This window comes from Pararoseomonas sp. SCSIO 73927, from assembly GCF_037040815.1.
Lineage (GTDB): Bacteria > Pseudomonadota > Alphaproteobacteria > Acetobacterales > Acetobacteraceae > Roseomonas.
Genome location: NZ_CP146232.1, coordinates 1780496 through 1792735 on the forward strand (window position 1 = coordinate 1780496; position 12240 = coordinate 1792735).

The 12240-nt window shown below is 73.7% G+C and carries 13 protein-coding genes; 6 read left to right on the top strand and 7 right to left on the bottom strand.

Features of this window, described 5'->3' with window-relative positions; all coding sequences use genetic code 11:
• Positions 1-4: 4 nt before the first annotated feature.
• Together lptE and leuS are read right to left on the bottom strand one after the other, a co-directional pair.
• On the bottom strand, positions 5-526 hold the full coding sequence (gene lptE, locus VQH23_RS08465) for an LPS assembly lipoprotein LptE (RefSeq protein WP_338665195.1): 522 nt from the start codon (positions 524-526) through the stop codon (positions 5-7).
• 13 nt (positions 527-539) lie between these two features.
• On the bottom strand, positions 540-3119 hold the full coding sequence (gene leuS / locus VQH23_RS08470) for a leucine--tRNA ligase (RefSeq protein WP_338665196.1): 2580 nt from the start codon (positions 3117-3119) through the stop codon (positions 540-542).
• A gap of 126 nt (positions 3120-3245) precedes the next feature.
• Here leuS and VQH23_RS08475 point away from each other — a divergent pair, with 126 nt between their 5' ends.
• Positions 3246-3686 carry a PRC-barrel domain-containing protein gene (locus VQH23_RS08475; RefSeq protein WP_338665197.1) on the top strand — a complete coding sequence of 147 codons (441 nt, stop codon included), beginning with the start codon at positions 3246-3248 and terminating at the stop codon, positions 3684-3686.
• A gap of 145 nt (positions 3687-3831) precedes the next feature.
• Here VQH23_RS08475 and VQH23_RS08480 read toward each other — a convergent pair whose 3' ends face one another.
• The 3 genes from VQH23_RS08480 to VQH23_RS08490 all read right to left on the bottom strand — a co-directional run bounded on the left by VQH23_RS08480 (position 3832) and on the right by VQH23_RS08490 (position 6620).
• Positions 3832-4374: a DUF3576 domain-containing protein gene (locus VQH23_RS08480; protein ID WP_338665198.1), complete on the bottom strand. Its 543-nt coding sequence runs from the start codon at positions 4372-4374 to the stop codon at positions 3832-3834.
• A gap of 147 nt (positions 4375-4521) precedes the next feature.
• Positions 4522-5820, bottom strand: coding sequence for a porin (locus VQH23_RS08485; protein WP_338665199.1), 1299 nt, complete (start codon positions 5818-5820; stop codon positions 4522-4524).
• A gap of 215 nt (positions 5821-6035) precedes the next feature.
• Positions 6036-6620 (bottom strand): thiamine phosphate synthase, encoded by a 585-nt coding sequence (locus VQH23_RS08490; protein WP_338665200.1) that lies wholly within the window; start codon positions 6618-6620, stop codon positions 6036-6038.
• Between VQH23_RS08490 and VQH23_RS08495 the strand changes: the two genes are divergently transcribed.
• Both VQH23_RS08495 and VQH23_RS08500 read left to right on the top strand, forming a co-directional pair.
• On the top strand, positions 6619-7329 hold the full coding sequence (locus VQH23_RS08495) for a YggS family pyridoxal phosphate-dependent enzyme (RefSeq protein WP_338665201.1): 711 nt from the start codon (positions 6619-6621) through the stop codon (positions 7327-7329). The two genes, VQH23_RS08490 and VQH23_RS08495, sit on opposite strands and share 2 nt — an antisense overlap.
• Positions 7326-7937 (top strand): class I SAM-dependent methyltransferase, encoded by a 612-nt coding sequence (locus tag VQH23_RS08500; protein WP_338665202.1) that lies wholly within the window; start codon positions 7326-7328, stop codon positions 7935-7937. Before VQH23_RS08495 ends, VQH23_RS08500 begins: the two co-directional genes overlap by 4 nt.
• A gap of 277 nt (positions 7938-8214) precedes the next feature.
• Here VQH23_RS08500 and VQH23_RS08505 read toward each other — a convergent pair whose 3' ends face one another.
• The gene (locus VQH23_RS08505; protein WP_338665203.1) at positions 8215-9183 is read right to left on the bottom strand and encodes an MltA domain-containing protein; all 969 of its coding nucleotides are present in this window, start codon (positions 9181-9183) and stop codon (positions 8215-8217) included.
• Between the two features lie 4 nt (positions 9184-9187).
• A complete protein-coding gene (locus VQH23_RS08510; protein ID WP_338665204.1) occupies positions 9188-9838 on the bottom strand; it encodes a Tim44/TimA family putative adaptor protein in 651 nt (216 codons plus the stop codon).
• 208 nt (positions 9839-10046) lie between these two features.
• On the opposite strand from VQH23_RS08510, the gene VQH23_RS08515 reads away from it, so the two are divergent.
• From VQH23_RS08515 to secB, 3 genes are all read left to right on the top strand, one after another.
• Positions 10047-10604 (top strand): histidine phosphatase family protein, encoded by a 558-nt coding sequence (locus tag VQH23_RS08515; protein WP_338665205.1) that lies wholly within the window; start codon positions 10047-10049, stop codon positions 10602-10604.
• The gene (locus VQH23_RS08520; protein WP_338665206.1) at positions 10597-11496 is read left to right on the top strand and encodes a dihydrodipicolinate synthase family protein; all 900 of its coding nucleotides are present in this window, start codon (positions 10597-10599) and stop codon (positions 11494-11496) included. The genes VQH23_RS08515 and VQH23_RS08520 overlap by 8 nt, the downstream gene beginning before the upstream one ends.
• 114 nt (positions 11497-11610) lie before the next feature.
• On the top strand, positions 11611-12123 hold the full coding sequence (gene secB, locus VQH23_RS08525) for a protein-export chaperone SecB (RefSeq protein ID WP_408904309.1): 513 nt from the start codon (positions 11611-11613) through the stop codon (positions 12121-12123).
• Positions 12124-12240: the final 117 nt, after the last annotated feature.

Here is a 12240-nt window from a genome sequence, read left to right on the forward strand (position 1 = left end):
GGCGCTAGGCCGCCGGGTTCCCACGCAGCGCGAGGGTGAGGCGCAGCACGATGTCCTCCGCCACCTGCTCCGCCATCCGGCGCTGCGCCTCCTCGCTGCTGACGATGGAGGCGAAGTACTCGTTGTCGATGGTGTTGTAGGAATCGATGGCCCGCGCCGAGCCCGCCGCGACCGGCTGGACGGGAACGGAGAGGGTGCTGAGCGTGTAGTCGACGCTCATCACCATGCGGAACCGCGTGGGCGAGCCGTCGCGCCGGTAGCCCTGCGTCTCGATCGCCAGCTGCGGCGCCACCGCCAGCTCGTAGCGGGCCGCCGGCCCGCTGCGGTCCCGCGCGGCCAGGCGCCGCTCCAGCGCCTGGTGCAGGATCTGCCCGGTGCGCCCGTAGGTGCGGCCCAGGCGGACGGCGGCGAGTTCCGGCGCCACGTCCGTCTCGCCCGGCGCGGGCGGCGCGTGGAGCGGGCGGAAGCCGCAGCCGGCCAGCCCCATCGGGGCGGCGAGGGCCGCGAGGAACGCCCGGCGGAACACCCCGCGGCGCCCCTCAGACGACGAAGTTGACGACGCGGCCTGGGACATGGATGCGCTTCCGGATGGGCTTGCCCGCGATGGCACGCTGCACGTTCTCCTCCGCCTCGGCCAGGGCCATCAGCTCCGTCTCCGCGATGCCCACGGGCACCGAGAGGGTGGCGCGGAGCTTGCCCAGCACCTGCACGGCGATCGTCATGCTCTCCGCCACCAGCAGGGCGGGGTCGGCTTCCGGCCAGGCCATGCCGGCGACGAGCGTGCCCTCGCCGGGATGGGGGCCGGGGTGGAGAATGGACCAGATCTCTTCGGCCAGGTGCGGCATCATCGGCGCGACGAGGCGGGCCATGATGCCCACCGCCTCGCGCCGGGCCTCCAGCGGGGCGGAGGAGGCTTCGAGGGTGTTGGCCAGCTCGTGCAGGCGCGCGACGGCGACGTTGAAGGCGAAGCTCTCCAGCGCCCCCGTCACCGCCGCGATCGTGCGGTGGACGGCCTGCATCAGCGGCCGCGCCTCGGCATCGCCGGAGCGGGCGTCGAGCGTCGCGGCCAGCCGCCAGAGGCGCTGGACGAAGCGGTGCGCGCCGGAGACGCCGGCCTCGCTCCACTCCATGTCCCGGTCCGGCGGGTTGTCGGCCAGGATGAACCAGCGCGCCGTGTCCGCCCCGTAGCGGGAGATGATGGCGCCCGGGTCGATCGTGTTGCGCCTGGACTTCGACATCTTGTCGTTGCGCGAGACCGTCAGCGCGATGCCGGTCGCGCGCTCCACCGCGCCGCCATCCGGCGTCGTCTCCACCTCGTCCGGCGCCAGCCAGCGGCCGTCGGGCGCCTTGTAGGAGGCGTGCTGCACCATGCCCTGGGTGAAGAGACCGGCGAAGGGCTCCGGCGTGTCCAGCTGGCCCATGCCCGCGAGCGCCCGGGTGAAGAAGCGGGAGTAGAGCAGGTGCAGGATCGCGTGCTCGATCCCGCCGATGTACTGGTCCACCGGCAGCCACCCGTTCGCCGCATCCGCCACCAACGGCGTCTCCGCCTTCGGCGCGGTGAAGCGGGCGAAGTACCAGGAGCTGTCCACGAAGGTGTCGAAGGTGTCGGTCTCGCGCCGGCCGGGCTTGCCGCAGCGCGGGCAGTCCACGTGCTTCCAGGTGGGGTGGTGGTCCAGCGGGTTGCCGGGCCTCGCGAAATCCACGTCCTCCGGCAGCCGCACCGGCAACTGATCCTTCGGCACCGGCACGATGCCGCAATCGTCGCAGTGGATGACGGGGATGGGGCAGCCCCAGTAGCGCTGGCGGGAGACGCCCCAGTCGCGCAGGCGCCAGTTCACCACGCCCTGGCCGATGCCCTTGGCCTCCAGCGCCTCGATGGCGGCGCGCTTCCCGGCCTCGGTGCCCAGCCCGTCGAGGAAGTCGGAGTGGAACAGGGTGCCGTCGCCCGTGTAGGCGGTCTTGCCCACGTCGAAGCCCGCGGGGTCCTCGCCCGGCGGCAGCACCACGGGGGGCACCGGCAGCCCGTACTTCCGCGCGAAGTCCAGGTCGCGCTGGTCGTGCGCGGGGCAGCCGAACAGGGCGCCCGTGCCGTACTCCATCAGCACGAAGTTCGCGATCCAGACGGGGAAGGTCGCCCCCTCGATGAAGGGGTGCTTCACGCGGAAGCCGGTGTCGAAGCCCTTCTTCTCGGCCTGCTCGATGGCGGCCTCGCTCGTGCCCTGGCTGCGCGCCTCCGCGATGAAGGCGGCCGCCGCGGGGTCCCGCGCACCGGCCGCGGCCGCCAGCGGGTGCTCCGCCGCGACGGCCAGGAAGGACATGCCGTAGAGCGTGTCGGGACGGGTGGTGAAGACCTCCACCTCGGCCGTGCCCTCCACCGGCTCGGCGAGCTGGAAGCGCACGCGCGCGCCCTCGCTGCGGCCGATCCAGTTGGCCTGCATGGTCCGCACGCGCTCCGGCCAGCGCTCCAGCGTGTCCAGCGCCTCCAGCAGCTGCGGGGCGTACTTCGTGATCGCGAGGAACCACTGGGAGAGCTCGCGCTTCTCCACCGGCGCGCCGGAGCGCCAGCCGCGGCCGTCGATCACCTGCTCGTTCGCCAGCACGGTGCCGTCCACCGGGTCCCAGTTCACCCAGGACTTGCGGCGCTCCACCAGCCCGGCCGCCAGGAAGTCCAGGAACAGCGCCTGCTGCTGGCCGTAGTACTCGGGGTCGCAGGTGGCGAACTCGCGCGACCAGTCGAGCGAGAGGCCCATGCTCTTCAGTTCGGCCCGCATGTTCGCGATGTTGGCGTAGGTCCAGGTCGCCGGGTGCGTGCCCCGCTCCCGCGCCGCGTTCTCCGCCGGCAGGCCGAAGGCGTCCCAGCCCATGGGATGCATCACCTGCATCCCGCGCGCCCGCTTGTAGCGCGCCACCACGTCGCCGAGCGTGTAGTTCCGCACGTGCCCCATGTGGATCTTGCCCGAGGGATACGGGAACATCTCCAGCACGTAGTACTTGGGCCGCGTGCCGTCCGGCACGTCCGGCGCGGCAAAAAGGGATGCCTCGCCCCAGGCCTGCTGCCAGCGGGGCTCGGCGGCGGCGAAGTCGTAGCGCGCGGGGCTGTCGGAAGGGCCGTCAGTCATAGCGGGGCCAGGTCGGGCCTTTGAGGTGTGGTCCGTCCTAGTATTCTCCGGCGGCCGGGGTGGGAAGGGGCAACCCAGGGCCGGCTCCCCGGTTCTTGGTGCCGATCAAGATGAAGGGACTGTAATATGCGCGCTCTACCGATCGCCGCGGTGCTCGCCGGCCTCCTCGCCGCGCCCGCCCTCGCCGCGCCCGCTCTCGCCCAGCCCGCCCTCGCCCAGCCCGCCCTCGCCCAGCCCGCCCCCGCCCAACCTGCCCCCACCCAGCCTGCCGGCAGCGCGGCCGGCATGACCGAGATCCCGGCCGGCCATATCCGCGCCGAGAACCTGATCGACCGCGACGTCTACGCCACCGACAACGTGGAGATCGGCGAGGTCGAGGACCTGATCATCGACCCGCAGGGGCGTGTCACCATGGTGGTGATTGAGGTGGAGAACCGCCTGGGCATGACGCAGAAATACGTCTCCGTCCCCATGCAGCGGCTGCGCGCCGTTCCCGGCGAGCGCCGCGTGACAATCGACATGCCCTCCGCCGAGATCCGTTCGCTTCCCGGCGTGAACTACCGCTGACATGAGATCCCGGGGAGGGAGAGGGGATCCCCTCTCTCTTCGGGGCCCGTTCTCCGTCCTTTTTCGGCGGGCTGCCGCACGATCCCGCTTAACGCGGCGGTTCGGCGGCGCGGTTCGGCGAACGGGGCGCGGCCGCCCCGGCCGGTCAGAGCGCCGCGGACTGGCTCCGCAGCTCGCGGGCGCGGGCGAGAACCTTGTCCTCCAGCTCCGTGCCCGTGCCGGCGGAGACGGGGGCGTCCACCCACTGCCCGTTCCGCAGCTCCTGGCGGAAGATCGAGACGCGCACGCCGTCCGAGCGGAGCTGGCGGCCGAGGATGTAGGCGGTGGCTCGGAAGCGCTCGCCCTGCGCCGCGGGCGGGGAGTACCAGTCCGTGATGATGACACCGCCGAAGGGATCGGCCGAGGCGAGCGGCATGAAGGAGAGGGTGTCGAGGCTGGCCCGCCAGAGATAGGCGTTCACGCCGAGCGCGCTGCCCTCGCCCGGGGCGCCGGCGGCGCCGCCGCCCTCGCGGTTCCGGCTGCGGTCCGTGCCGAGGATGAGGAGACCGTCCTGGTTGCCGGAGAGCCGCCCCCTGACGCGCGCGCGCGCGCTGTCGTCGTAGTACTCGTCGTTCTGGACCTCGCGGCTCTGCCCGCAGGCGGCGACGAGGACGGGCAGGACGAGGACGGCGAGGCGGAGGTGGCGCATGGGGCCGCACCTATGGCAGAGGCGCGGCGCCGTGCAAGTGAGAAATCGTAAAGACCCGGCCATTGCGGAGCCGGAGGGAGGTCAGGAACGGAAAAGGGGCGGCGGGAGATCCCGCCGCCCCCTTCCAGGGCGATCCGGAAGAGTGGATCAGAAGGCGACGCGGAAGCCCGCCATGACGATGTCGGTGTTCGCACGGCCACCGGGGGCGCGCGGAGCGACGTCGGCGTTCTCGAACCGCACGCCGACCTCCTTGCGGTTGGTGTTCAGGTACTCGGCGAAGAGGTCGAGGCCCGGGGCGATGCGGTAGTTGCCGCCCACGGCCCAGCCGCGGTCACGACGGCCGGCGGCCACGGTCTGCGAACCGGCGGACCAGGTCGTGGTGAAGTGGCCGCCGACGGTGATCGCGTCGATCGTGTAGGTGGCGCCGACCATGAAGGCGTCCATGTCGCGGTCGTCGATCGTCGCGGCGGTGGAGCCGCGGCGCAGGATCGGGTTGTAGCCCGGCAGCGCCGTGCCGCCCGTGTACCAGCCGCCGACCACGAAGCCGTAGGCGGTGGCCGTCGCGCCGGCCCAGATCATGTCCACGCGGCGGGGGGAAACGCCGGTGGTGTTGCCCACGGAGTCGGCGGTGATGTAGCCGACCGTGGCGGCCGCGCCGACCGGGCCGAAGGACCCGCGCCAGCGCAGGGCGGCCTGGATCTCGTTGCGGCGGCGGGACTGGCCGCCCGCGACGGCGGAGACGCGGTCGCAGATGCCGGCCGTGTCGATGGTGTCGCAGCCCGAGAGCGGGCCCTCGCCAGTGTTGAAGGCGAAGGTGGCGCCGGCGTCGAAGCCGAAGAACTGCGGCGACAGGTAGGTGAGCTTGGTGTTGTCGCCCAGGTCGTTCACGAAGCTGAAGTTCGGGCGGTAGTTGCCGCCGACCACCTGCTGGTTCGTGTCGCCGGAGTCGAGGCCGCCGATGCCGAAGCCGGTGATGTGGCCGGACTGCAGCTGCTGGATCGCGCCGTCTTCCTCACCGTAGCGGATCTGGCCCCAGGGACCGGCCAGGAAGCCCCACGCCTCGTCGAAGCCGATGGTGTTCTTGCCGGAGCCCGAGGCGCCGCTCGCGACGTTGGCCGGGGTGCGGTAGATGTCGTTCTCGATCTCGAGCGCCACGCCGTAGCGCAGGCCGTTCGCCGCCTTGCCGGTGGCGAGGATGTGGATCTCGATCTCCTGGGAGAAGTCGGACTTGCCGAGGCGGTTCGTCGCGTTGTTCACGCCGGACTGGTCGACGTACTCGTACATGCCGCGGAAGTAGCCGCCCACGCGGACCTCGAGGCCGCGGAGCGACGCGGCGGCCGCGCCCATGCCCCGCCCGAAGGGGTCATTGCCCTGGGCCATCGCGCCGTTCGGCGCAAAGAGGGCAGCGGCGGCGACGGCCGTGCTGCCGAGAAGAAGCTTGCGCATCCCAAATCCTCCTGACGTGCCGGGGAACCGCCCCGGCGCTTCATGCGACCCGCCCGCCCCCCTCGGCGGGTTTGCCGCGAGGATTGCACCCCTTTGGATGCGCCCCGTGGCCGAGCCCGCCCGGACTATGGTTCAGCCGCTTCTGGGGCGTCCATGCGCAATCGAACGGATCGCGACATCCGCGAAACACTGTGGCCAGCCCGCAACATGCCGTGTCACGCCAGCCCGCCAATGGCCGCCCAGCCCGCCGCGGGCCGCGGCAGGCGCCGGCTGTTCTTCCCGTTCACCCCGCCCAGCGCCACCACTGGCCGCCCGGCCCGCCGCGCCAGCGCCGCCCAGCGCAGCGGGCCGAGCGCCGGCGCGCCGGGATGGCTCGCCGTCGGGAAGACCGGGGAGAGGATGACGAGGTCCGCGCGCAGCCGCCGCGCCCGCGCGATCCCCGCCCGCCCGTGCGCGGCGACGGAGAGAGGGCCTGCCGCCCCCGCCCGCCGCGCCGCCAGGAAGGGCAACAGCCCCCGCACCGCGCGGCGGTCCGGCAGGTGCAGCCCCGCGCGCAGCGCCAGCGCCGCGCGGCCATCCCCCGCCACCACCAGCATCAGTCCCCTTCGCCGCGCGAGCGCCGCGAGCGGCCGCAGCAGCCCCGGCGCCAGGTCCCGCGCCAGCACCGCGGCCCCGCGCGGCAGCCGCGCCGCCGCCGCGCGGGGATCGGGCAGGCGCCGCGCGTCGCTCAGCAGCCAGAGGGATGGGACCGTCCGCCCGTTCCGGGGCCGCCCGTTCTGCCCTAGCCTGCCCCGACGCATGACCGAATCCCCCACGCCCACCCCGCCGCCTGATCCCGGGGCCATCGCCGCCGGCCTCCTCCGCATCAAGGCCCGAATCGCCGCCGCCTGCGAGCGCGCGGGGCGCGACCCCGCCGCCGTCACCCTCGTCGCCGTCTCCAAGACCCATCCGGCGGAGGCGGTGCGGGCCGCGCTGGAGGCCGGGCAGGCCGTGTTCGGCGAGAACCGCGTGCAGGAGGCCGCCGCCAAGTTCCCGGCGCTGCGCCCGGGCCATCCCGCCCTGCGCCTGCACATCATCGGCGGCCTGCAGACGAACAAGGCGCGCGACGCCGTGCGGGTGGCCGACACCATCGAGAGCCTGGACCGCCCGAAGCTCGCCGCCGCCCTGGCGGAGGCCATCGCGAGGGAGGGCCGCGCGCCCGGCCTGCTGGTCCAGGTCAACACCGGCGCCGAGCCACAGAAATCCGGCATCGCGCGCAACGAGGCCACCGCCTTCCTTCGCGCCTGCCGGGAGGAGCACGGGCTGACCGTCTCCGGCGCCATGTGCATCCCGCCCGAGGGCGAGGACCCCACCCCCCATTTCCGCTGGCTGGCGGATTTCGCCCGGGACCAGGGGCTGGGCATCCTCTCCATGGGCATGAGCGGGGACTTCGAGGCCGCCATCGCCCACGGCGCCACCCAGGTTCGCGTCGGCAGCGCCATCTTCGGCGCGCGCCCCTCCCCGGCGTGAGCGACGCCGCCGCCTGGGACGCGCGCTACGCCGGCGGCGGCTTCGCCTTCGGCGAGGCCCCGAACCGCTACCTCGCCGCCCAGGCCGCGGGCCTGCCCCCGCGCGGCCGGGCCCTTGCCATCGGCGACGGGGAGGGCCGCAACGGCGTGTGGCTGGCGGAACGCGGGCTGGCGGTGACAAGCCTCGACTGGTCCGCGACCGGGCTGGCCAAGGCCTCGGCGCTGGCCCGGAAGCGCGGGGTGATGCTGGAGACGGTGGTGGCGGACCTGACCGCCTGGGACTGGTCCGAGGCCGCCTTCGACGTCATTGCCTGGATCTTCGTCCACCTGCCCCCGGCCGACCGCGCCCTCGTCGCCGCCCGCGCCGCCGCCGCGCTGGCCCCCGGCGGGCTGCTGGTGCTGGAAGGCTTCACCCCCGCCCAGGAAGGCCGCCGCTCCGGCGGGCCGCGCGACCCCGACCTGCTCTGGTCGGCCGCGCTGGTGCGGGAGCACTTCCCGGACCTCGAGATCCTGGAATGCCTGGAAGGAACCGTCCTCCTTAATGAAGGCCCGAAGCACCAGGGCCACGCGGAGGTGGCGCGAGCCATCCTGCGGCGCCGCGGTGCTTAGGAGGTTCCGAGCTGGCGGTGGCGGTCTGTCCCGGGGAGAGGAAGAAGGAATTCTTCCTCTCCCCGGACCCCTCTCCATCATCTTCTTCTAGGCTTTGGGAATACCCTGCTGACGGTGCGCCTCGGGTCCATGACCCGAGGCGACTGCAAGGGCAGGAAGAGGCCCGTCACGCGGAAACCCCATCTCAGGACGGCGCGGCGGCAGCCAGATGGGGGTCCAGGGGCCTCAGGCCCTTGGCGGGGGTTCCAGGGGGCGGCGCCCCCTGGTTCCGGCCCCATCAGGATCGCGGCTGCATCACCCAGACCCGTCCGGTTTCCCGCATACGCCCCGCGGCCTCGCCGGCGGCGTCGCCCCAGCCCCAGAACAGGTCGGCGCGGGCCGGGCCGCGGATAGCGCCGCCGGTGTCCAGGGCGATGACGAGGCGTTCCAGGCGGCGGCCGGACAGCGGGTCGCGCGTGGCGATCCAGACGGGACTGCCCAGCGGGATGTGGGTCCGGTCCACGGCCACGGCGCGGCCGGGGGGCAGGGGGGCGCCCAGGGTGCCGGCCGGGCCGCCCTCGAGGGGGAGGTCGTCGCGCCAGCGGAAGAAGACCCAGGAGGGATTGGCGTCCATCAGCGCCCGGGCCTCCTCCGGCGGGGCGGCGCGCAGCCAGGCGCGGATGGACTGCATGGACACCCCCTCCCGCGTCATGGCCCCGCGCTCGATGAGGAGGCGGCCGATGGGGACGTAGGGGTGGCCGTTCTTGCCGGCGTAGCCCAGGCGCCGCGCGGTGCCGTCGGGGAAGAGGACGCGGCCGGAGCCCTGGATCTGCAGGAAGAAGGCGTCCACCGGATCGGCCCAGGCCAGGACGGCGCCGGGCCACTCGCCCGCCGCCACGGCCGCCTCGAGGGAGGCGCGGTTCAGGTCGGGCGCGCCGGGCGAGAGGGCGAGGAGCGGGGCGGTGAAGCCGGGCGCGGGCACGGGGGAGACGCGCAGGACCGGCTCGTAGTAGCCGGTGATCAGGCCTTCGCCGGCCGGCACGGGCTCGAAGTGACGGGCGAGGAAGGCGCGGGCGGCGGCCTCGTCGCCGGGGGGCAGGCGGGCGGCCTCCGCGCAGGCGGCGGCGAGGGGGCCGGGGTCGGGGGTTGCGGCGCAGCCGGCCGTGAAGCCGGGGATCGCCTCCGCCACGCGGTCCGTCTCCCAGCCCGGCAGGCCGCCGCAGGCCGCGAGGAGAAGGGAGAGGAGGAGCGGGAAGGGGGCGCGCAAGGCCTCAGGCCGAGCGCGTGCCCACCAGCTTCCAGGTCGGGTCCGAGCTGCGGGTGTCGCGCTGGAAGGTCCAGATGTCCGTCAGCTCCGTCACGGCATCGGCGCCCGCCACGGGCTTGCCGGCGGAATCGGTGGTCAGGTTCACCTGGTCGGAAACGAAGCGGACCGTGACGTCGGCGATCGTGCCGCGCAGGTCGGCGCCCTCGATAGTGGCCTCGCGGATGTCGCGGATCTCCGTGCGCTGCACCTCGCCGCGGGACTCGCGGTCGGCGATCGCGCCCTCGAAGCCGGCATAGGTGTCGTCGGAGAGCAGGCCGCGCAGCAGCGGGCGGTTCCCCGCCGCGAAGCCCTCCACGATCATGCGGAAGGCGCCCTCCGCACCGCCGAGGAAGGCGGCCGGATCGAAGCCCGGGTCGGCGGCGCGGATGCGGGCCAGGGCCTGGCCCACCGGGCCGCGGGCGTCGGGCACGCCGCGCGCCGCCACGGGCGCGGCCGCCGCGGGCCCGCCGGCCGGCACGGCCACGGGGCCGCGCTGCTCGGCGGGCGGCCGCTCGAACCCCGTGCGCCGCCCCAGCACGCTGCGCAGGCGCAGCACCAGGAAGGCCGCCACCATCCCGAACAGGATCAGATCAATCGGGAAGCCGCCGCCCTGCATCGCAATCTCCTTGTGGGGTGACAGTTAGGGCTGGCAGGCCCCTACCGCAACCACATTGCAATCCGTTCATCGGCCCGGGATCATCAGTCCGGGTCATCAACCCGGGTCCATCAACCGGGGTCCATCAACCGGGGGCGGCGACGCCCACCGCGCGATTGTGCCCGCGCGCCCCAGCCGCTATCGCCAGCCCTGTCACCGGGAGGCCCGCATGATCCTGCTGCGCCATGGGCAGAGCGAGTTCAACCTGCGCTTCAGCGAGACCCGCAAGGACCCGGGCATCGAGGACCCGCGGCTGACGGAGCTGGGCCACGCCCAGGCCGAGGAGGCCGCCGAGGCCCTGGCGGGGGAGGGGATCACCCGCATCGTCGCCAGCCCCTACACCCGCGCCCTGCAGACCGCCGCCCCGCTGGCCCGCCGCCTGGGCCTGCCCGTCCACGTCCACTCCCTGGTGCGGGAGCGCTATGCCTTCGCCTGCGACGTGGGCACCCACCGCGACACGCTGGCGACAGACTGGCCGGAGCACGACTTCGCCCACCTGGACACGGTGTGGTGGCCGCAGGAGACGGAGAGCACGGATTCCATCCTCTCCCGCGCCCGGAGCTTCCGGGAGGAGATGCGGGAGCGGCCGGACTGGGCGCACACGGTGGTGGTCTGCCACTGGGGCTTCATCCTGGCGATGACCGGGCAATCCGTGATGAATGGGGCGTGGCTGCGGGTGGACCCCTGCCAGCCCGGCCCCGAGCAGGTGAACTGGCACCATGGCTGAGAACACCCTCTTCCGCGGCCTCTCGGCCTTTCCCATCACCCCGGCGGACGAGGTGGGGCGCGTGGACACCGATGCCCTGGCCCGCCTGCTGGGGCGGCTGGCGGAAGCGGGGGTGGACTCGGTCGGGCTGCTCGGCAGCACCGGTACCTACGCCTACCTGACCCGGGCGGAGCGCCGCCGCGCCGTGGAGGCGGCGGTGGAGGCCCTGGGCGGCCGCGTGCCCGTCATCGTCGGCGCCGGCGCCCTCCGCACGGACGAGGCGGTGGCCCTGGCAGGGGATGCGGAGGCGGCCGGGGCGGACGGGCTGCTCCTTGCCCCCGTCTCCTACACGCCCCTAACGGATGAGGAGGTGTACGGGCACTTCGCGGCCGTGGCGGGCGCCACCGGCCTGCCAGTCTGCATCTACAACAACCCTTCCACCACGCACTTCACCTTCTCCGACGACCTCGTGGCGCGGCTCTCCGCCGTGCCCGGCATTGCCGCCGTGAAGAACCCCGCCCCGGCCCCGGCGGAGGCCCGTGCGACGGTCGTCGCCCTGCGCGCCCGCGTCCCCGCCGGCTTCTCCATCGGCTACAGCGCCGATTGGCACTCGCCGGACGCCGTGCTGGCCGGGGCCGACGCCTGGTACAGCGTGCTCGGCGGCACCCTGCCCCGCACCTGCCTCGCCCTCACCCGCGCCGCCCAGGCGGGGGATGAGGCGGAGATGCGCCGGATCGACGCCACCCTCCACCCGCTCTGGGAGCTGTTCCGCCGTTACGGCAGCATCCGCGTGGTCTTCGCCGCCGCGAACCTCCTCGGCCTCACCGATGCCCAGCCGCCCCGCCCGATCCTGCCGCTGGACGGGGCCGGGCGCGCGGCGGTGGCGCAGGCCCTGTCCGGGCTGGAGGGCTGATCCGCCGCGCGGTGGCAGGACCGGTCCCGGCCCGAGCCGCGAGAGCCTGACACCCGACCCGGCGCGTGCTACCCCGCCGGGCCACCATCCCTTAGCGCCCAGGGGCCCGATCCCATGTCCGACCTGCCGCCGCCCGCCAACATGCCGCCCGAGGGCGCCCCGAACGGCGGAGCCCAGGCCCCGCTGGTGGTGAACTTCCAGTACGTGAAGGACCTCTCCTTCGAGGTGCCCGGCGCGCCGGAGATCTACACCGCGCTGCGCGAGCAGCCCCGCATCGACGTGGCGCTGGACGTGCAGGCCCGCGCCCTGCAGGACGGCGGCAACGTCTTCGAGGTGACGCTGCAGATCCGCGCCGACGCCAAGACCGCCGACAACACCACCGCCTTCATCGCGGAGCTGGCCTATAGCGGCATCTTCACCGTGAACGTTCAGCCGGACGTGCTAGAGCCGGTGCTGCTGGTGGAGTGCCCGCGCCTCCTCTTCCCCTTCGCGCGCAACATCCTCTCCGACGTGACGCGCGACGGCGGCTTCATGCCGGTGGCCCTCACCCCGATCGACTTCGTGGCCCTGTGGCAGTCCCGCCGCGGGCAGGGCGCCGGGGCGCCGGAAGGGACGATGCTTTCCTGATCGGGCGGATCTGATGGCCCCAGGGGGAAGAAGGAATTCTTCTCCCTGGACCCCATCCTCTTTTTCTGCGGGGCTGCCGCGGAATGCGGCGATCGCGGTCGTGGCGGCCTAGCGGCG